The organism is Sedimentisphaera cyanobacteriorum (assembly GCF_001997385.1).
In the GTDB taxonomy this organism is placed as follows: Bacteria; Planctomycetota; Phycisphaerae; order Sedimentisphaerales; family Sedimentisphaeraceae; genus Sedimentisphaera; species Sedimentisphaera cyanobacteriorum.
In genome coordinates, this window is sequence record NZ_CP019633.1 from 1794123 (window position 1) to 1814028 (window position 19906).

Annotated in this window: 15 protein-coding genes, 1 tRNA gene and 1 pseudogene; 16 read left to right on the forward strand and 1 reads right to left on the reverse strand. The window is 42.7% G+C overall.

Annotated features, from left to right (window positions below; translation table 11 throughout):
- The first annotated feature begins 214 nt into the window (after positions 1–214).
- From L21SP3_RS07210 to L21SP3_RS12370, 13 genes and pseudogenes are all read left to right on the forward strand, one after another.
- A complete protein-coding gene (locus L21SP3_RS07210; protein ID WP_161488138.1) occupies positions 215–1261 on the forward strand; it encodes a formylglycine-generating enzyme family protein in 1047 nt (348 codons plus the stop codon).
- A gap of 68 nt (positions 1262–1329) precedes the next feature.
- Positions 1330–1587, forward strand: coding sequence for a GIY-YIG nuclease family protein (locus L21SP3_RS07215; RefSeq protein WP_077540212.1), 258 nt, complete (start codon positions 1330–1332; stop codon positions 1585–1587).
- Between the two features lie 740 nt (positions 1588–2327).
- Positions 2328–5483, forward strand: coding sequence for a helicase-related protein (locus L21SP3_RS07220; RefSeq protein WP_077540213.1), 3156 nt, complete (start codon positions 2328–2330; stop codon positions 5481–5483).
- A gap of 1 nt (position 5484) precedes the next feature.
- Positions 5485–8985 carry a type ISP restriction/modification enzyme gene (locus L21SP3_RS07225; protein WP_077540214.1) on the forward strand — a complete coding sequence of 1167 codons (3501 nt, stop codon included), beginning with the start codon at positions 5485–5487 and terminating at the stop codon, positions 8983–8985.
- Between the two features lie 52 nt (positions 8986–9037).
- Positions 9038–9430: a hypothetical protein gene (locus L21SP3_RS07230; RefSeq protein ID WP_077540215.1), complete on the forward strand. Its 393-nt coding sequence runs from the start codon at positions 9038–9040 to the stop codon at positions 9428–9430.
- Between the two features lie 156 nt (positions 9431–9586).
- Positions 9587–9724: a hypothetical protein gene (locus tag L21SP3_RS12000; protein WP_161488139.1), complete on the forward strand. Its 138-nt coding sequence runs from the start codon at positions 9587–9589 to the stop codon at positions 9722–9724.
- On the forward strand, positions 9702–11648 hold the full coding sequence (locus tag L21SP3_RS07235) for a hypothetical protein (RefSeq protein ID WP_077540216.1): 1947 nt from the start codon (positions 9702–9704) through the stop codon (positions 11646–11648). Before L21SP3_RS12000 ends, L21SP3_RS07235 begins: the two co-directional genes overlap by 23 nt.
- Positions 11649–11794: 146 nt before the next feature.
- A complete protein-coding gene (locus L21SP3_RS07240; protein ID WP_077540217.1) occupies positions 11795–12028 on the forward strand; it encodes a helix-turn-helix transcriptional regulator in 234 nt (77 codons plus the stop codon).
- Positions 12025–12408 (forward strand): hypothetical protein, encoded by a 384-nt coding sequence (locus L21SP3_RS07245; RefSeq protein WP_077540218.1) that lies wholly within the window; start codon positions 12025–12027, stop codon positions 12406–12408. Before L21SP3_RS07240 ends, L21SP3_RS07245 begins: the two co-directional genes overlap by 4 nt.
- Positions 12398–13249: a toprim domain-containing protein gene (locus tag L21SP3_RS07250; protein ID WP_077540219.1), complete on the forward strand. Its 852-nt coding sequence runs from the start codon at positions 12398–12400 to the stop codon at positions 13247–13249. The genes L21SP3_RS07245 and L21SP3_RS07250 overlap by 11 nt, the downstream gene beginning before the upstream one ends.
- A 6-nt stretch (positions 13250–13255) precedes the next feature.
- Positions 13256–14746 (forward strand): hypothetical protein, encoded by a 1491-nt coding sequence (locus tag L21SP3_RS07255; RefSeq protein WP_077540220.1) that lies wholly within the window; start codon positions 13256–13258, stop codon positions 14744–14746.
- A gap of 20 nt (positions 14747–14766) precedes the next feature.
- Positions 14767–15243, forward strand: a complete 477-nt coding sequence (locus L21SP3_RS07260; protein ID WP_077540221.1) for a hypothetical protein — start codon at positions 14767–14769, stop codon at positions 15241–15243.
- Positions 15244–15724: 481 nt separating this feature from the next.
- A pseudogene (locus L21SP3_RS12370) lies at positions 15725–16309 on the forward strand (tyrosine-type recombinase/integrase); the annotation flags it as partial.
- A 314-nt stretch (positions 16310–16623) separates the two neighbouring features.
- Here the strand turns inward: L21SP3_RS12370 and L21SP3_RS07270 are convergent.
- Positions 16624–16696: transfer RNA gene (locus L21SP3_RS07270), tRNA-Lys, on the reverse strand.
- Positions 16697–17075: 379 nt separating this feature from the next.
- On the opposite strand from L21SP3_RS07270, the gene L21SP3_RS07275 reads away from it, so the two are divergent.
- The 3 genes from L21SP3_RS07275 to L21SP3_RS07285 are packed head-to-tail and all read left to right on the forward strand — an operon-like array spanning position 17076 to position 19745.
- Positions 17076–17339: a phosphoribosyl-ATP diphosphatase gene (locus tag L21SP3_RS07275; protein WP_077540222.1), complete on the forward strand. Its 264-nt coding sequence runs from the start codon at positions 17076–17078 to the stop codon at positions 17337–17339.
- 53 nt (positions 17340–17392) lie between these two features.
- Positions 17393–18241: an ATP phosphoribosyltransferase gene (gene hisG, locus L21SP3_RS07280; RefSeq protein ID WP_077541886.1), complete on the forward strand. Its 849-nt coding sequence runs from the start codon at positions 17393–17395 to the stop codon at positions 18239–18241.
- Between the two features lie 43 nt (positions 18242–18284).
- On the forward strand, positions 18285–19745 hold the full coding sequence (locus L21SP3_RS07285) for a cryptochrome/photolyase family protein (protein ID WP_077540223.1): 1461 nt from the start codon (positions 18285–18287) through the stop codon (positions 19743–19745).
- Positions 19746–19906: the final 161 nt, after the last annotated feature.

The window sequence follows — 19906 nt, forward strand, 5'->3', positions numbered from 1 at the left end:
TCTCTGCTTTTTTGGGTAACAATTCGTCTTGCCCGAACATAAGTACCTGTTATTAAACAAGTTAAAAAATTCAGGGGGGGGGGGGTATTTCGGTTGCATTAAGTCAGGTTTGATGGTATAATCGAGACCGTTTTAATGGATGCGGAAGGTGGTCTATACTCCCTCCCGCTATTTCTTGTTTGTGATCAACAATTATCTTATAGGAGATTTTGCTATGAAACGTACAATCCTTATTGTCACGGCGGCTTTAACTGTACTTTTATCTACCCAGGTTTTTGCCAATTCAGCACCGGTGGTAAGTAATGTTTCAGCTTATCAGCGGGATGATGGCAGCGGGGTGTTGGATATTTCCTTTAAGCTGACCGATGCGGATAATGATCGGTGCAGCATCTCGGTGGTGGCCAGCAATGACGGCGGCAGTACGTGGACGATTACGCCGTCATCATCGGCTTTGTCAGGTGCCTTAACGAATGTCTATCCCGGCAATCGGAGTATCGCCTGGAACAGCAAGGTGGACCTGCCGGGAGTGTTCGGGCCCAATTACCGTGTGAAGGTAACGGCGGATGACGGCCAGGGTCCTTCGGGCATGGTGTGGGTGCAGATTAATGACCCCGGTGTATCGGGCCATGAGGGTTTCAATGGCGAAATGAGCAAGTATGAGACGACTAACGCCCAGTACTGCCACTTTTTAAACGAAGCCCTTGCTTCCGGTGATATTGTTATAAGCGGCGGTGATGTTTACGGCAGCGGCGCCCCTTACGACGGACAGATTTACTATGATTTAGATAGTAGCATTGCCCAGATTTCTTACAATGGAAGTTCTTTTTATGTCAAAACCCGCGATGGCTACAGTATGGCTAATCACCCTGTATTAGAAGTAAGCTGGTATGGTTCGATGGCGTTTGCCAGTTTCTACGGCTGGCGGTTGCCGACGGAGTGGGAGTGGCAGGCGGTGGCTGATTACAACGGTACTTTTACTTACGGCTGCGGGACAACGATCAATACCAGTATTGCTAATTATCGATACTCCACCCATCCGCACGGCACGACGGCGGTTGGTGCGTTTGGGACGTATGGTTACGGGATGTGTGATATGGCGGGCAATGTCTGGGAGTGGACAAACTCTATCTACAGTGGCAGCTATCGACTTATCCGCGGCGGCTGCTGGTCCGGCCCCGACCACTACTGCTCGGTCTCGCGCCGGAGCCCCACCAGCCCGTACCACTCGAGCTACGGCCTCGGGTTCCGGGTGTGTCGTTGAGTATTGTGTCCCCTGGATTTTTTTGTAAAACTTTGTACTTTGTTCTTTTACCCTGTTAGAGTTACAGAATGTATTATGTTTACGTATTAGTCAGTGAAGTTGATGGGCAGTTCTATACGGGAGCTACAGGAGACTTGAAAAAGCGTGTAAAAGAACACAATGAAGGCAAAGTGACTTCGACAGAGAAGAGAGGACCTCTTCATCTGGTTTACTATGAAGCTTGTCTCGACAAACGGGATGCTTTCAGAAGAGAGAAGTACCTGAAAACAGGTATGGGCAAACGTTATTTGAGAAACAGATTACGGGATACGTTGGAAAAACTCTAACAGGGTGAACCCTTTGCATCCGAGCGAAGCGAGGACCGAATTTAAAAATTTGAGATGGATATGAGTCAGGAATTGAAAACGCTTCATAACTTTTTTGGTGCAAACAAACAACGAAATCCTTGACACCGTTTTGTCTCCACTCGCATGTTTTTTTGCTAGCTATATGCACCCGAAAAAATCTGCGATAAAAGCCAAAAAACACAGATTGATAAAAATTTTTTAAGAAAATAGTATTTAATAGCCGGATGCTTTAATTGGGGGTAAGGGGGGATAAAAAGCTACAGCCTGAAACAATATAGACCGTGTGTGCAGTGTTCTCTTTTTTTTGTCAAAATTCAGAGGGGGGATAGGGCTTTGAGGTAAGGCGAAGCGGCAGCGGCTCTATCGCGCACGCGCGTAGAAATTTGTAGAAAAGAGACTCCTTTTTCAGTCAGAATCTTAGCCACGCCCCCCGCCGGTGTTTGCGATACTACCGGTACATAGGCCGTCTGCCGAGAGATAAGATTTTTCGGTTTAATTGAATAGTGGTGAGGTTCAATGAAAATTGTTGCCAAATGTCCTAAAGTGCGTATAATATCACTTCAAAAAGATACGTCAGGGATGATAAATGCTAGAAAATACTTGAAGGATTGAAGACACAAGAATATGCCTGCTAATGAGGCTTGACGCTTGTGGAAGTTCCGCAAGAAGGAAGTTGACAAATGGATCGAGTCAGGTAAAGCAGTTTAATTGAGGACGAAATGGCAAAGAAATTACCGGTCATAATAGACAATCGCAGCGGCAACACCGTATTACAGGCACTTCAAAAACTTCTGCCTAATCTTCAGAAAATGGATATTGCTACTGGTGTTTTTGAGGTAGGCTCACTTTTGCATTTGGAGGGCCTATGGCAAGAGTTAGATAAAATCCGCATTATGATGGGAAATGAGACTACGAAAACCACTAAAAAAGTAATTATCGAAGGTCTTTTGAAAACCTCTGATGAGAGTATTGAGCAGGAAAAGCAACGTGATGATGCTCTAACAGGACTTGCAGCTGTCCGGGAAGCTATTTCAAATAAACAAATTGTCCTGAAAACCTATTCCAAAGCCAAATTTCACGCCAAATCATACTTAATGGAATCCAAAGAGGTCAGCCCTGTCGATTTTGCTATTGTCGGCAGCTCAAATTTTACTCGACCGGGGTTAACGGAAAACCTTGAGCTTAACCTCTTTAGTACTGACCAAGCCCATATTGAGGGTCTGAGGAGCTGGTATGATCAAGTTTGGAAAGAAGGTGAGGATGTCAGTCCTGAGATTATTAACGTAATTGCCCCACACCTGAAAGAATACGCTCCATTCACGGCTTATGCTAAAGCTCTCTATGAATTTTTCGCTGGCCGTGAAAAAAGTCAAGATGAATGGGAACTTACCGAGTCGGTATTGTATTCCAGGCTTTCCCAATACCAAAAGGACGGCTATCATCAGGCGCTTCAGATAGCGGACAGATGGGGAGGTTCACTTGTTTGTGACGGTGTTGGTCTCGGAAAAACATTTATAGGTTTGATGATATTGGAGCGATGTCTTCACGAAGATCAAAGAATACTCTTGATTGTTCCAAAATCCGCAGAAGAAAGTGTTTGGCGAGCTAACATACAGCGGTATTTAAAACCACATTATGCGATAGAATTAAATGAGCGACTCAGAATAGAAAGACATACAAGTTTTGGTCGTGAAGGACTGATTAATGAGGACTGGCTTAACTATTACCGCAAACGTTCAGATGTAATCATCATGGATGAAGCCCACCATTTCCGCAATCCTCGAACTAACCGCGGGCAGCTATTTATGGATTTAGCTGCTGATAAGAAGCTCTATATGCTCACGGCAACACCGATCAATAATTCTCTCGATGATTTATACCACTTGATTAATTATTTCGCGCAGGGCAAAAAAGACCACTTCTCCAGCATTCGTATTCAAAACCTTAGAGGCCATTTTCTTGACGCTGAGAAGCGGATGGAGAAAAAACATCCCGAAACAGAAGTTGCTGAAATAGCTGAGGATGAAGATTTTCTCCGTACTGATGACTTACTGCGTAACGTCTTAATTCAGCGAAGCCGTAAATACGTTAAAAAATCAGAAGGTATTGATGGTGATGGGCCATTATTTCCTCAAAGACAAAAACCAAGGGTTGTTCATTATTCGCTGAAAAGCGTTTATGAAAGTTTATATGGCGAAATCAAAGAGGCGTTCGACAAGAAAAATCCATTCCTGTCTTTGGCAATATATAACACCTCAGCCTATCACAAAGACCCCGACAAACAGACAGCTGAGTACCAAAAGCTGGTAGTTGGCCTCATTCGAACATTATTGCTTAAACGGCTTGAAAGCTCATTCAAAGCTTTCGAGGCCAGCGTTGAAGATTTACTGGCCAAAATGGCACAATTCTTAAAATACTTTTCGCCCGGGCTATTCCAGGCATGGGAAACTAAAAATACGCGGTGGTGGAAACTTGCCCAGAGCCATATAGTCGAAAGGCTTGAACTTAATGAAAAAGACACAGAAAACGAAGAAGAAGACGACATTCCTGAATTTGCTCAGGACTTCGATCCTGACCAGCACGATATGGATAAGCTGATGGCTGATGTTGAAGAGGATATGGAACTGCTAACCAACTTCCTCAGTAAAATCTACAGACGTTTTTATATAAAAGGTAAAGAAGGCGAAGCCGAAGACCCGGAGAAAGACAGCAAGCTTCAAAACCTGCTTGCACTGTTCTCCGATGAGCCGCTGCTGAATAATCAAAAGGCCATCATATTCACTGAATTTAGAAATACTGCCCGATACCTGAAAGACCAGCTTACAAAAGCCGGCCTTGAAAATGTCGAGCAGGTTGACAGCGGCAGAAATGTAACAAATCGCGAAATGGTAATCAAACGCTTCGCTCCTTACTATAACTGCGGCTTAGCTGATTCTCCTGATTTGCTTGGCCAGACCGAGCTTTCAAAATGCCTGGATGATCCAATCGACATTCTCATTTCAACAGATGTTCTCTCTGAAGGCTTGAACCTCCAGGATGCCAGTCTAATTATCAATTATGACCTGCATTGGAATCCGGTTCGGCTGATGCAGCGTATAGGCCGTGTTGACAGGCGGCTTAATCCGGATATAGAAGAAATGCTTGATAGGCCCCCGGAGCTAAAACATAAAGTGTATTTCTGGAATTTTCTGCCGCCAAAGGAGCTTGAAGACTTACTGCACCTAAAGAAAAAACTGGATGGCAAGATATTGCGAATAAATAAAACGCTCGGTATCGAAGGTGCGCTGCTTACACCGGATGACCCCGATATGGCAATGAAACTTTTCAACGAGCGTTATGAAGGCAAAGAAACTATAGAAGAGCTGATGCGGCTGGAAAAACAGCGAATCGAAGCAGAAAACCCACAAATCTGGCAATCGCTCGAAAAACTCCCCAAACGCCTGTTCAGCGGCAAGAAAGCTGGTGCCGGTTTTGGTGCTATTGTCAATCGCAGAGGTGAGGAAATCGACCGCCTTGAACCGAATACCAAGCCCGGTTTATTTGCCTGCTACCGTATGCCGCCTATTATTGGAAAAGCGGCTGAGTATCTCGAAGAAGTCACCCAAGAAAAATACGACCCCGAAAAACACCCGCAGGGCGAGGTGAAATGGTATTTCCGGGACGACGAAACCGGTAAAATCAGCGAGGTACTGGAAGAAACCTGGACGGCTGTCAGATGTGCTAAAGATACCGCCCGCACTGTTGAGCAGGGAGTAACCAAACTTGCCCCTGCCCGAAAAGATATAGAAAAACACATTAAAAATACCTACCTGAAAGACATACAGGCCCCGATAGGAGCAAAGCCGACTTTAATCTCATGGATGGAGATAAGCTGATATGACCCCGCTGGATATAGATAGAATAAGACAGGTTGATGATTTTGAATCGCTTGTTGTGTTTTTACGAGATGAGCTTGAATGGCCGCTGCAAGCAGAAGATATTGAAGACCTTTCATTTGATTATGAACCCGAAGAACTCGGCATATCAGATGAAGTCGCCGTCAAGATAAACTATATAAAACAGCTTCGGCCATTGGCAGATAATCAGCCGTGGGGCATTTTTTATATCGACTTTGAACCGAAAAAGCTGCCTGTGGTGGTGCTTCGCAGAGTACTTCAAAAACTGGTAATCAAAAAGCGTTCAACCTCACAGAAATCAAACATGCCCGGTTGGCAGATGAATGACTTGCTTTTCATCAATTCTTTTGGCCAGCAGGACCAAAGGGAAATCACTTTTGCTCATTTCAGGCAGGAAGATGATAATCAACTTCCGACATTGAAAGTTATTGGCTGGGATGGACAGGATACTCCGCTTCATCTTGACCGCTGCCAAAATGAATTGGGCCACCTAAGATTTGATCCTGACACCGATGCCGAAACATGGCGAACAAACTGGTCGACGGCGTTCACAACTACACACAGACATACTATCAGCACTTCTAAGAAGTTGGCACAGGAACTTGCCGAATTGGCGAAAATAGTGCGAGTGAACGCAGAACACATCCTCAAATATGAAACCGAGGGCGGGCGATTCAAAAAAGCAATGGCAAAATTCAAAACCGCCCTGATTCACGATCTGACCGAAGAAGATTTTGCCGATATGTACGCTCAGACCATCGCTTACGGCCTGCTTTATACCGCTATCCGCAGTCACGTCTCCGGCGAAGCGAACGCGGTTTCCACTGAACGCGTCCAGCAGCTTGTCCTGCCAACTAATCCATTTCTAAAAGAAGTGATGGAGGGCTTTTTCAATATCGGTGCTCGTAAATGGGATTCTGAAAAGGAGATGATAACCGGCATTGAGTTTGATGAACTGGGTATCAATGAAATCATCAGCACCTTAAAGGACGAGAGAACAGATTTCGATGCTATCCTGCGGGACTTCGGCAACAAAAACCCAAACGAAGACCCCGTTATTCACTTCTATGAGCTTTTTCTCAAAGAATACGATGCCCTTAAGCGAAAATCCAGAGGTGTCTATTATACCCCTCAGCCGGTTGTATCTTTTATTGTCAGAAGTGTTGACCAAGTCTTAAAACGTGATTTTAAACTGCCGCTCGGCCTTGCCGATACTACAACCTGGGGACAGATGCACAAAAATAATCCTGATATTAAGATTCCTGACGGGGTAAGTGAGGATGATTTCTTCGTGCAGATTCTCGACCCTGCTTTAGGGACCGGTACTTTCCTTGTCGAGACAATAGATTTAATTCACAAGACAATGATCGAAACCTGGCAAGACAAGGGTAAAAATGAAGAAGAAATCAAACAGCTATGGAATCAATATGTACCGGATTGCCTGCTGCCGCGTCTTTACGGTTTTGAACTTATGATGGCTCCGTATGCCATTGCCCATATGAAAATCGGAATCAAACTCTTTGAAACCGGCTATCAGAATTTTCAGCAGGATAACCAACGCGTCCGTGTTTATCTTACCAATACGCTCGAAGAACCTGTCGATACCACCGAATATCTTGCCACCCTTGACCCTGCTATGGCTGAAGAAACCCGTCAGGCAAATGAAGTTAAAAAGAAAGACTCAATCACGGTAGTTATTGGAAACCCCCCATACTCCGGTTTATCGTTTAATATGAATTCGTGGATAGACGGTTTACTAAAGGGTCAAATCCCTAACGGTCCCAAAGTTCGCAGTTATTATGAAGTTGATGGTCAGCCTTTGGGCGAAAGAAAACTTTGGCTTCAGGATGATTATGTTAAATTCATTCGTTATAGCCAATTTCGTTTAGATAATACTGGCATTGGAGTTATGGGCCTGATTACCAACCACGCCTATCTTGATAATCCAACATTTAGAGGTATGAGACAGGCATTGCTGGAAAGTTTTGACATTCTGAATTTCGTAGATTTACACGGTAACGCCAAGAAAACAGAAGTGCCTCCAGAAGGTTTAGCTAATGAAAATGTCTTTGATATTCAACAGGGTGTAGGTGTTTGCCTACTAAGAAATACTCAAAAAACAGATCAATCACACGTTTCTTATGCAAGCTTTTGGGGAAGCCGTGAAAACAAATACACCCTTTCTCTGAAGAATACAACTTATACCGTAGATTGTGATAGGCTATCACCTAATTCTCCATACTATTTCTTTGTTCCCAGAGATGAAGACAATCGTGATGAATATGAAAATTGCTATAAGATTAACGATATTATGGCAGTTAATGTTACCGGAATTGTTACCGCAAGAGATGAGTTTGTAATCGATTTTGACAGCAAGATATTATTAAAGAGAATTGACGAATTTCGCAGTAAAGAACTCAGTGACGATGAAATACGCAAGAAATACTTTACAAGTAAAGGTTCATCAAAATATTTGGCGGGAGATACGCGAAGCTGGAAAATTGCTGATGTTCGAAAAAAAGTGACCGCCGACAATGACTGGAACAGAAGAGTAAAAAGAATACTTTATCGACCTTTTGATATGCGAGAAATATATTATGTTGACTGGATGGTCGATTGGCCTCGTCCTGAAGTTATGCACCATATGCTTGCTGGGGAAAATCTGGGATTGATAACTGTAAGGCAAGTCGCGGAGGGGATATTTAACCATGCTTTTGTGTCCCGCAATATTATTGAAAGTAGAATCACCATAAGTAATAAAGGTATTGGTTTTCTACTCCCTCTTTATCTTTATCCTGTTGAGGGTGAGTTGAATTTCTCCAAAGGTGATTGGCCGGCAGGCAAAGAGGGTAGGACGCCAAATTTAGATAAAAAGTTTGTCGATGAGTTTGCCGAGAACCTTGGTCTTGGATTTGTCTCTGACGGCAAAGGTGATATTAAAAAGACTTTCGGCCCGGAAGACATTTTCAGTTATATTTACGCGATTTTCCACAGCCCCACTTATCGCAGCAGATATGCCGAATTTCTCAAAATTGATTTCCCACGTGTACCGATTACCGCAGATACTGATATGTTCAGGCAGCTTGTCGGGCTTGGCGGAGAACTGACAGCCTTGCATCTTATGGAATCAGACAAACTCAATAACCATATAACCACATTCCCCGTTTCCGGTAATAACGCTGTATCCAAAGTCGGCGAAACTAAAAAGAAGCTCAAAGATGTCAAGGACGGTAAAGGCAAACTGTTCATCAATACAACACAATATTTTGATGGATTGCCGGAGGCAGTCTGGAACTTCCACATCGGAGGCTATCAGGTATGCTACAAATGGCTATACGACCGCAAAAAAGCAGGCAGAAAATTATCTGCTGAAGATATAGAGCATTATCATAGAATCGTTGTAGCATTAGGTGAAACCATAAAAATCATGAAACAGATTGATGAGGTAATCGACGCCCACGGTGGTTGGCCGATAAAATAATAAGGCGATAGTCTACGAGAATAAAGCAGAGCAGAACCATGCAAGGAAAACGATGAAAAGAAAAGCACGTAAATCATCCGGCAAACAGAAGGTCTCGGCGATGCTGTTAAAAGTTGCTGCCGGATATATCGATCTGGGAAAGACAAAAGAGCAAAGGGAAAACTATCTTCGCTCTGCCTGTTCGGCGTGGAACATTGCCTGTCTGCCGCGCCCAAAGAGGGAGCCTGCCATCCGGCAGTATCTAAAGCAATTCCAAACGATCAACCAGGCCGATGAATCCGATTGCCGAGGCTTCGAAGAAGACCTCAGAAAGCTGATAGAGCAGAAAGACAAATTGTATCCGAACGTTGATATTCCGATTATTGGTTCACAAATCAAAATAACTGACGGTCGCGAACAATACATTGTAATCTCGGCACGGACTAAAAAAATACCGGCGGAATAATCTGTGTGCCAAATTGAGGATTTGAACAAATAGCACAAGAAACCAAAACATACAGAGATGGAGTATTATGAAAACCAAACAAAAACAAACATTTAGAGCAAAACTTGAAGAGACTTTAGCGGTTAAAACATAAATTACTTTCAAAGAGGGCTGATTATGAGCCGGAATTATTCACCGAAAACATTTTTAAGGCAAACACCTAATCATATGCTCAAAGAGTATTTCAGCGGCAAAGAGCTGCTCGGCGATATTGGTCAAAAACAGGATTTGTATGCAGGAAACAGGGAAGTTTGAACAATTATATAAGGTACTTGATAAATGGCTTAGCTTGTTTGACTCTTTTGAGCAAGATATGCACTGCTGGCTTGAGGCGTTAGAAGACGAGGAAGGACGAGCGGAAAAAGCAGCACACCTTCAAGAAGAAATTTACAGCATAAATCACACTCTCAAGGATTCAGCCGATTTGTTTGAAGATTGTATTTTTGCCTTAGAATATAATAATCATAGAACATCTTCCGAAACCCTGAATCAACAATTCTCCAACATACTTAATTTACTCGAAATTCTTGAAGACAGGGCAGAAGGATTTTTCAACGAGAATCCTTACGAAAATCCAGCAAGAAAGCTCCAGAAAGATGATTGTTTATCCGGCGGGGATTATTTCAATTACAATGACAAGTTAGATTGTCTAAAGCAGACAGGGCCTTTTGCCTATTCGTCCGCAATAAGCGGCAATGTTTGTAAGATGATGGAAACGCTAAGACGGCTGTTTGGCAATCTGACCGAAGAAGTATCTTTGTTAGGTAGAGCATTCGACGAAATTATTAAAATAGAAATGTATCTTCACTTGATACTTACGCAAAGTCTTAATCGTAAAACTGGAATTATTGATTTGCGGTCTATATCCGAATCTTCTGTATATTTACTATGTCTGGTTTATGACCTGCATAGAGAAAAGAAGATTTCTGCTCCATATACAGATAACTTGGGTTATCGAATACGGGAACACTTTAGCTTAGATGATAATATGGTGTCTAAGCTATACGAGATACATAAATCAGAAAGGCCAGCAATAAATTACGAAGCTTCAAATTTCTGGGCCAGTATATTAAAAAAAGATTTCTCTGATGCTGAACAGATTATGGATACGATAACAATATGTCTTAAAAATAAATCTTGGGAACACAATATTGACAAAAATAAATTAGAAGAATTTGCCCGAACAACACGTTTTAAAATAGCAAAAATGGCTCGTTTATTAGAAAGATATTTAGATGATTATGTTTCTGAAAAACATCCTAATTTATGGCGAAACGTAATTCTCTACAGATTGAAAAATATTCGTAATATTATTGTATATTTTGCGTGGGCAACTGGGCCTTATATACTGTCTAAAGGCAAAGATTGGGCAGTTGGAATAGAAAACGATACAGAAAATTCTTTGGGCTTCCTGTCTGTTAGATTTTTTTCAATTGCTAATGGTGTAGAGGGCGAATTTGTTCCTGAACATAAACAGGCTGAAAGAATATCATGGGTGGTTAATCCTATAGATTTAAGTACAAGCATTGAAGTGTATAGCAGGAAGAAATTTCTTTATGAGAAAAAACTTTTTGAAACGTGGTTAAGTGAATCAGGGCAATATTACAATCATCCAGAAATTGACAAAAAGGCATATTGGAGAATTGATATTAAAAGAGCAATATTGCTGGAAGAAGAATCACACATTGCCCAGTGGGCTATAGAAAAACTAAAACATAACAAAGAATCTGAAAGACTTGCAAACGAATCAGAAAGATTGTTGAGAAATGGGAATCTAAAATGGCAGCCCTGTAATTTGGAATGGGGCTATGTGAATAAGCTGGACAAGTTGATTGCAGCTCTTCAAAATGGCTCTTTGGACAATCTTGAACAGAATCAACTAACAACCGAGCAAGAACAAAATAATCAACCGGTAAACGCAGAAAATAAAATAAAAAAAGAGCAGGTTGGTTTAAAAACCGTACATAAAAGTTTGATAAAAGCCTTTTCCGAAATCCTGAATGCCGAAAATATTTCTGAAATAACCCGTGATGCCGTGGTACGAAAAACAAGTTATTCGGTCGGTTCAGGTAATGTAAATAGTGCATATAAAGAATTGAAAGATTGGGGTATTATTAAACACGACGGCCAAGAATTTACCGCTGCTTATCAACATTACAAAAATAATCCGCCCAGTTAGCTTGACATATCTTATTTTTCTATAAAAAGTTATGCCGTCCCAAGAAAGTCCGGACATAGTTTGGACTGACAATTTTTACTCTGTGTCTTAATTTAGTCTCCATAGTTATTGAATTTCGTTTTTATTAACTTTTTGGAGACAAACAAATGAAGACGCAAGAAATAGGACAAAAATTACTCACGGCCAAAGCAGTTAGCGAAATGCTGTCCTTGTCAAAAAGACAAATCTTTCGCCTCAACTGCTGCGGAAAAATGCCAGCGCCGATACGTATCGGCGGTTCGGTTCGCTGGGCAAACTCGACAATCCAAAGCTGGATAGATATGGGCTGTCCCGACCGGCAGACGTTTGAAGCAATGCAGCAGACAGGGGGTGAAAAATGAAAGCGGAAAGAAAGAAGGCGACTGCTGATACAGCCGCCCCGAAAAAAATCATACGACAAAACGAATCATACTCACAAGGTCAAAACCAGTCAACAGAAAATCATCGCACAGAGAGTATCCGCAAACACAGAGCCGATATTCCCAAAATCCACCGCAAGACCTACGACAGGGCTATGCAGGGCAGAAGCCTTAAATCAGCGATTAAGTCGTTCTGTCTTGAGTGTGTATGCTGGCAGAAAGAGGAAGTCCGGCTCTGCACGTCTTTAGCCTGTCCTTTGTATCCTTACAGACCTTACAGAATCTCTAAACAGGCCGCTAAGGGCGTTAGTTTCGGCGCAGAATCGAAAAACTCCGACAAGGGGGATAATTATGCCGGATAGAGAGAAAATGCAACGTGTAAGCAGAAAAACCCCCTGCCCTATATGCGGTAAACCGGACTGGTGCTTAATTGCGCCGGATAAAACAGCGGTGATATGCCAAAGGGTTCAGGAAGGCTCGGTTAAGCGATGCGGGGATGCAGGCTGGCTGCATATACTGATTGAAAGAGGCTCAAACTATAAAAGGCCGAATAAATACAGTAGTAGAATCTCTATTGATTTCGGCAAAGAAAAAGACTTCAGCAGTCTTGCAGGACTGTATAAACAACAGCTCACCAAAGAAAAACTGCAACAGCTAACAAAGCAGTTAAAGATTTCAACAGAGAGCTTAACAAAACTTAACATCGGCTGGGATGGCAAAGCCTATACGTTTCCTATGTCGAACGCTAAAGGCAGGATAATCGGTATCAGGCGAAGGTTTCCGAACGGTTCTAAAGCGTCCCTAAATGGCAGTAAAACGGGCTTATTTATTCCCGATGACTTATTGTGTGGCGGTCTTTGTCTGGTTTGTGAGGGAACAACAGATACGGCAGCGGCTCTTGATTTGGGCTTTAATGCTATAGGCAGGCCGAATTGTAATTCTCTAATCAAAATGACGGCTTCAGCGGTTAAGGACTATGAGGAAATTGTCATCGTGGCGGATAACGACACAGCAGGTAAAACCGGCGCTGAAAAATTAGCTGATTACTTGGCTGTCCGCTGTCAGAAGGTAAAAGTTATCTATCCGCCGGAAGGGATAAAAGACCTGCGCCAATGGCTCGGCAAAGGACTTACGCAAACTATCCTAAAACAGATTATCGAAAAGACTAAAACCACTACGGTTCAGATAAAAGCAAAGGAATAGGAAAATATGAATGAAATTAGAATAGATTTTCAACCCGATAAGCCGTTCGGTACAAAGGGAACGCTTATCATTTATGAAAGCGATGGTAATCCGCTGTTTTCAAATACTCTTGATATTGCGAATAGTAAAAAACGGAACGATTGTGTCAAAGAGGTATCAGAAAAATATCAGGGAATAGAATCAGAGCCGTTAGAAAAGGTGATATTGCAAAAAGTTGCTGATATAGCCAGAGACAGACAAAAAGCAAAAGATACCGCTGATAACAAATCGGAAAAAGATTATTTGAAGGATACACCGCCGGAAGTCAAACAGGCCGCCCTTGATATGCTAAAAAGTGAAAAGCTGTTTGAGCAAATCAGCAGTGATATTGAAGCGATAGGCATAGCGGGCGAACAAGAGCTTTCTTTGACGGTTTATATTATTATGACATCGAGACTGCTCGATAAGCCGCTTTCGGCTATTGTTCAGGGGGCTTCAGCCAGCGGAAAATCCTATATTATTGAGACGGTTTCAAAACTTATGCCGCCGGAAGCGGTTGTACAGGCGCACGATTTTTCAGACCAAGCTCTTTACTATCTGCCAAGCGGCTCATTGGTTCACAAAATTATTATATCCGGCGAAAGAGTAAACGAACACCGTAGCAAAGACGGCTATGCCGAAGATAATACAAAGGCGTTTCGGGAAATGGTTGCAAGCGGTGAATTGAAAAAGGCCGTTACAGTTAAAGGCAATGACGGTAAGCCTAAGACGGTGATAATTTATCAGGCTGGGCCGGTTGCTTATCTCGAAAGCACAACAGCAGCCAATATTCACGATGAAGATGCTACAAGGTTATTGCCCCTTGCTACCGATGAATCCACAGGCCAGACCCAAAAAGTAATAGAGGCTCAGAGGAAAGCAGCTAAGGGACATATAACAAGCGAGGATATGAAGCAAGGTGTAATCCAGCGGCACAATACTTTACAGCGGTTATTGAAGCCTATAGAGGTTAGAATCCCTTATATTAACAGTATATCATTGCCGGATACCAACATTGCCACCAGACGAACATATCAGCAATTCATATACGCTATTAACTCCATTGCATTTTTAAGGCAATATCAAAAGACTGTTAAAACAGAACAACTAAACAGGCTGGAATATATCGAAGCCGATGAAGTCGATTACTCCATTGCTTACAGACTTATGGTTAAGGTTCTTTCAAGGAAATATTCGCCTCTGAACCAGCAATCCCGTGATTTACTCAATGTTGTAATGGAAAAAATAGGCATTGAGCAAGAGTTTAACCATAAAGATTGTGAGCAGTGGTGCGGAATAAGCAATACCACCGTAAGACGAAGGCTTTGGCCGTTGGAGTCGGCAGGAATTATAACGGTCAATAAAGAAAATAAGCCATACCGCTGTAAGGTCGAACATCCTGAATTAGCTGATGTGGCGGATTTGTCTTTGCCTTTGCCGGAAGATATTGCCGAGAGAATTGCGATTATATCAGAATAGTTTTTGGAGATTTTTGGCGAATGTATATTAACTGTTTATCAGTAAAAGGGTTATATCCGCCACTTGCGAATGGCGGGCTATGGCGGACGTGGTGCTTATTTCTATTTAGCGGTATCCGCCACTATCCGCCAAAGCACTATGGCGGAGCTAACTATATCGCCAGAAAAGACTTAACTAACATCCGCCATTTAACTGCGAAAAGAGAAAGCGGTATTATTCTTTATGGCGGATTGCAGAAAAAAATTTCAGAAAAAACAAAAAACCGCTTGACTATCTATACGATATACCGTATATTCCAATTTATGACAATGATTAGAAAAGCAATTATTAAACGAATGAACGAGTTAAACCTGAACCCTAACCGGTTATCAGTAATGCTCAAGGACGAAATACCACGTCAAACGATATATGATTTTTTGTCCGGCAAAACAGATGCTCGAACAGAAGTAGTATCGGCGCTAATGAAAGCTCTTGATTTAGAAATAAAGGCAAGGTGATATTATGGCAAGCATATTCAAACAGCAATATACGACAAGAGACCAGAACGGCAAGAAAATCAAAAAGAAATCTGCCTATTGGTACATTGACTATAAAGCCGCTGGTGGAATGCGTAAACGAGTTAAAGGTTTTAAGGACAAAACCGCCACTGCTCAATTAGCGGCAAAACTTGAAAAAGAAGCAGAGCTTGCACAGGCTGGAGTTATCGACCGCTTCAAAGAACATCGTAAAAGACCGCTCAAAGAACATCTTGAAGACTTTGAAAAAGCACTCTTGGCAAAAGGCAATACTGAAAGACATAGCAAGCAGACCGCTACTGCAATCAGCAAGGTTTTCGATAACTGTAAAATCATTTTTTGGCCTGATATTGTTGCAAGTAAGGTTCAGCAATATCTTGCGGATTTGCGAAAAGGAGAAAAAGGGATAAGTGCAAGGACTTTCAATTTCTATCTCAAAGCAGTTAAGCAGTTCTGTAATTGGATGGTAAAAGACCAAAGGGCAGCAGAATCACCACTTGAACATTTATCCGGCCTGAATACAAAGACCGGCTTGAAGCGAAAACGCAGGGCTTTAGAGATAGACGAACTGCGCCAATTGTTAGAGACCACAAAAGCCAGTGAAAAGCGGTTCGGTATGACAGGTATAGAGCGGACTATGCTGTATCGTTTGGCAACAGAGACTGGATTAAGGGCAAGTGAGCTTCGCAGTTTAACTGTTTCATCGTTTGACCTGAAAAATCATATCGTTACAGTTGAAGCGGCTTATAGTAAGCACAGAAGAACTGATGTTTTGCCATTAAAATCTGATACTGCAAAAGAGCTTGAAACTTTTTTAGCGGGGAAAATGCCGAATTTAAGAGTTTTTAACGTGCCACAAAAGACCGCCAAAATGCTCAGAGCAGACTTAAAAGGTGCAGACATACCTTATGTTGACGATTCAGGCCGATACGCCGATTTTCACAGCTTAAGGCATACTACAGGTACTTATCTTGCCGAAGGCGGTGTTCACCCCAAAGTTGCACAGGATATAATGAGGCATAGCGATATAAACCTTACAATGTCGCTATACACTCATACACTAAGAGGCCAGCAAAACAAAGCTGTTGAACAATTACCGGACTTGGCTTTGGCAAGTAAGCAAAATCAAAAAGCAACCGGAACAGATGATACACTTGTTGATAGCACTTACAAACCAGCTTACAAAAAACTTACAAAAAATGCTGACTTTGATATGGATTCATTGTCTGTAAATGTCAATGATGATAGGCAAACCGATAGTGAATTTACTTCACAAAGCACAATTGATAACTCTTTACAATTGACAACTTTAGGACAAAAAGAAAAGCCGATGTCATCGACTGACACCGGCACAAAATCCAATGGGCGATACAGGATTCGAACCTGTGACCCGCTGATTAAGAGTCAGCTGCTCTGCCAGCTGAGCTAATCGCCCTTTGAATTATAGAAACACGAATTTTATAAAAAGTGCGTTTTAATGCAAGCATTTTGTTAGCAATAAGGCAGACGAACGAAACAATGTGTGCGTTTTTCTGCTTCATATTTTTTATCGGCAGATTACTCGGATTTAATGGTTTTCACCTCGAAACACTTGATACCCGCTAAGAAGATTGTTTTAATGGATTAGTATGAGATTATTGTCGATAAGCGATTAAAAATATTAAGCAGAATTCTTGATGGACAGTCGGGCTCGACGAGAAAAACAGAGCTGTGTTAGATTATCTTAAAATCCAAACTTTATTTTTTTTGTCCTTGCGATATACTTTTGCCTCGGACGTTCACTGAAACAAACATTGGATATCAAACGGTTAATAATGAAAAGATTTGAAGAATTATTTGAAGAGCTCAAGGGCAAGATTGCCTCTCAGGATGAAAATTCCGGAACTGTAAAAGAATACAACAAGGGCAAACACTTCATCGGAAAGAAGGTAATCGAAGAGGCCGGCGAGGTCTGGATGGCGGCTGAATACGAAGGCAAAGAGAAAACTGCTGAGGAGATCTCTCAGCTGCTGTATCATGCGCAGGTTATGATGATAGCCTCGGGGCTTGAGCTTGAAGACGTTTACCGATACCTTTAGAAATTCAAACAGCCGAAATGCCGGCTTCCAAAAATACAATAAGAGGAAAAGATATGCTTAAAATAGCAGTGCCGAATAAGGGATCGCTCTCTGAAGTTTCGCTGGATCTAATAAAAAAAGCTGGCTACAGCTGCAAACGCAGCGGGAAAGAGCTTTCAGTAGTTGACAAGAAAAACGAGATCGAATTTATATATCTGCGGCCTCGGGATATTGCAATATACGTAAGCAAGGGAATCCTTGAACTCGGAATAACAGGACGGGATCTTGCGATAGACAGCAAATCTGATGTCTGCGAGCTTCTCGGGCTCGGGATAGGCAGGAGCAGGTTTTTCTATGCCGCACCTAAGGAGCTGGATATAACCCCCGAAGACCTTCAAGGGAAAAGGATCGCAACCTCTTATCCAAATGTTGTTCTGCACGACTTGGCAAAACGCGGGATCAGTGCTGAGGTTGTGGAGCTGGACGGGGCAATTGAAATTTCAATCCGCCTTGGCGTTGCCGATGCGATAGCGGATGTTGTGGAATCCGGCAGAACGCTAACGGCAGCAGGTCTCAAAACAATCGGCGAGTCGATAATGGAATCAGAGGCGGCAGTTGTTGCAAAGGATGAGAAGATTCTCGAAAACAGCCATGTTAGGACATTTATCGACAGGCTCCGCGGGATTATCGTTGCAAGAGAATATGCGATAATTGAGTATGACGTCCCTGAAGACAAGCTCGAAAAGGCTTGCGAGATCACTCCCGGGATTGAATCGCCTACGGTATCCCCGCTAAGCAGGCAGGGCTGGATGGCTGTTAAAGCGATGCTTCCCCGCAAGAAGATCAACCCGTCGATCGATCAGCTCGCAGAGCTGGGGGCGAAGGGAATAATCGTTACACAAATCCAAACATGCAGGATTTAAGCATCTCAGCAATTAGTTTGCTGATTATCGGAAGCAGGGAATTTTGGCGAATGCAAGGATAATATTTCCCAATCAGCTTTTCGAAGCGATCGAGAGAGGCACAGACCTGTATGTGCTGGTTGAAGACTTCGAGTTTTTCAGGAAATTCCGGTTTCATAAAAAGAAGCTCATCTTCCACAGGGCTTCAATGAAGTTCTATGAGGATTACCTCAAATCCAAAGGCTTCAGAACGCTTTACCTTGAATCGGCGGATTCAGATTCGCTGGGTAAAATTCTTGCCTCAAGAGGGACAAGCCATGTCGAGGCCTGCGAGGTAAACAGCTTTGAACTTCAGAGCAGGATTGAATCTGACCTGACCGATAAAGATATAGCGCTTTCTTTCGTTTCTAATCCGTCTTTCATCCAGACAAAGCAGCAGGTGCAGGAGGAATTAGCCGGCGGAAGAAAATACTCCATGACAAGCTTCTATATCCGGCGAAGGAAACAAACAGGCATACTTCTGGACTCAGAAGGCAAAGCAGAAGGCGGGAAATGGAGCTGGGATCCAGAAAACAGAAAAAAGCTTCCCAAAGGCTGCAAACTGCCTGAAATCAGCTTCCCGAAAAAGAACCGATTTGTCCAAGAAGCGGAAGAATACGTAAACGAAAATTTTCCGGACAATCCAGGCGAAACCGAAAACTTTTTCTACCCTGTTACTTTTGAGCAAACCCGAAACTGGCTTTCGGATTTTATTGAAAACAGGCTGCACCTTTTCGGCCCTTACGAAGACGCTATTTCCAAAAACGAGCTCATTATTTATCACTCGCTTATCTCACCTCTTTTGAACGCAGGACTAATCACACCCGAGAAAATTCTAAGCCTTCTGCCTGAATACAGCCCCAATCAGCAGGGCATGCCTATAAGCAGCCTTGAAGGGTTTATCCGGCAGATAATCGGCTGGCGGGAATTTATGCGAGGCATATACCTCATCGAAGGCAGCAGGCAGAAAAAATCCAACTTCTGGGGGCTTAAGCAGGAACTGCCGCCCTGCTTCTACAGCGGCACCACCGGCATCCCGCCTTTTGACGACAGCGTGCGGAAGGTACAGAAAAACGCCTACTGCCATCATATCGAGAGGCTTATGGTACTCGGGAACTTTATGCTCCTTTGCGGAACAGTTCCGCTGGAGGTTTACAGGTGGTTTATGGAGATGTTTATCGATGCCTACGAATGGGTGATGGTTCCGAATGTGTTCGGGATGAGCCAGTATTCAGACGGCGGGCTGATAACAACAAAGCCTTACATCAGCTCATCGAACTATATCCGAAAAATGAGAGACTACCCGCGCGGGCAGTGGTGCGAGATTTGGGACGGGCTGTACTGGCGGTTTGTAAGCAGAAACAAAGCGGTATTCGAGAACAATCCGAGGATGAAGATAATGGCAAAACTGCTTGATTCACAAAGCGAAGAAAAGTTCAGGAAGCATATAAAAACAGCAGAAGATTTCCTGAATTCGATTTTTTGATTCACTTAATGGAAGGGTTCAGGCCGGCAGATACAAGCTCATCTTCAATCAGGAAAAACTTAGGTTTTAAGCCAAATTTTGAAGGAAAAATTGTTGCTAATTCACAATAAATTTGTAATTTAAAGAACTTCTCATATCAGAGAGCCTGCATTGTCAGGTTT

Bases quoted from the DNA above. Each gene is read 5' to 3' on its own strand.
- L21SP3_RS07210 (WP_161488138.1), top strand. From the start codon at position 215: ATGAAACGTACAATCCTTATTGTCACGGCGGCTTTAACTGTACTTTTA.
- L21SP3_RS07215 (WP_077540212.1), top strand. From the start codon at position 1,330: ATGTATTATGTTTACGTATTAGTCAGTGAAGTTGATGGGCAGTTCTAT.
- L21SP3_RS07220 (WP_077540213.1), top strand. From the start codon at position 2,328: ATGGCAAAGAAATTACCGGTCATAATAGACAATCGCAGCGGCAACACC.
- L21SP3_RS07225 (WP_077540214.1), top strand. From the start codon at position 5,485: ATGACCCCGCTGGATATAGATAGAATAAGACAGGTTGATGATTTTGAA.
- L21SP3_RS07230 (WP_077540215.1), top strand. From the start codon at position 9,038: ATGAAAAGAAAAGCACGTAAATCATCCGGCAAACAGAAGGTCTCGGCG.
- L21SP3_RS12000 (WP_161488139.1), top strand. From the start codon at position 9,587: ATGAGCCGGAATTATTCACCGAAAACATTTTTAAGGCAAACACCTAAT.
- L21SP3_RS07235 (WP_077540216.1), top strand. From the start codon at position 9,702: ATGCAGGAAACAGGGAAGTTTGAACAATTATATAAGGTACTTGATAAA.
- L21SP3_RS07240 (WP_077540217.1), top strand. From the start codon at position 11,795: ATGAAGACGCAAGAAATAGGACAAAAATTACTCACGGCCAAAGCAGTT.
- L21SP3_RS07245 (WP_077540218.1), top strand. From the start codon at position 12,025: ATGAAAGCGGAAAGAAAGAAGGCGACTGCTGATACAGCCGCCCCGAAA.
- L21SP3_RS07250 (WP_077540219.1), top strand. From the start codon at position 12,398: ATGCCGGATAGAGAGAAAATGCAACGTGTAAGCAGAAAAACCCCCTGC.
- L21SP3_RS07255 (WP_077540220.1), top strand. From the start codon at position 13,256: ATGAATGAAATTAGAATAGATTTTCAACCCGATAAGCCGTTCGGTACA.
- L21SP3_RS07260 (WP_077540221.1), top strand. From the start codon at position 14,767: ATGTATATTAACTGTTTATCAGTAAAAGGGTTATATCCGCCACTTGCG.
- L21SP3_RS07275 (WP_077540222.1), top strand. From the start codon at position 17,076: ATGAAAAGATTTGAAGAATTATTTGAAGAGCTCAAGGGCAAGATTGCC.
- hisG (WP_077541886.1), top strand. From the start codon at position 17,393: ATGCTTAAAATAGCAGTGCCGAATAAGGGATCGCTCTCTGAAGTTTCG.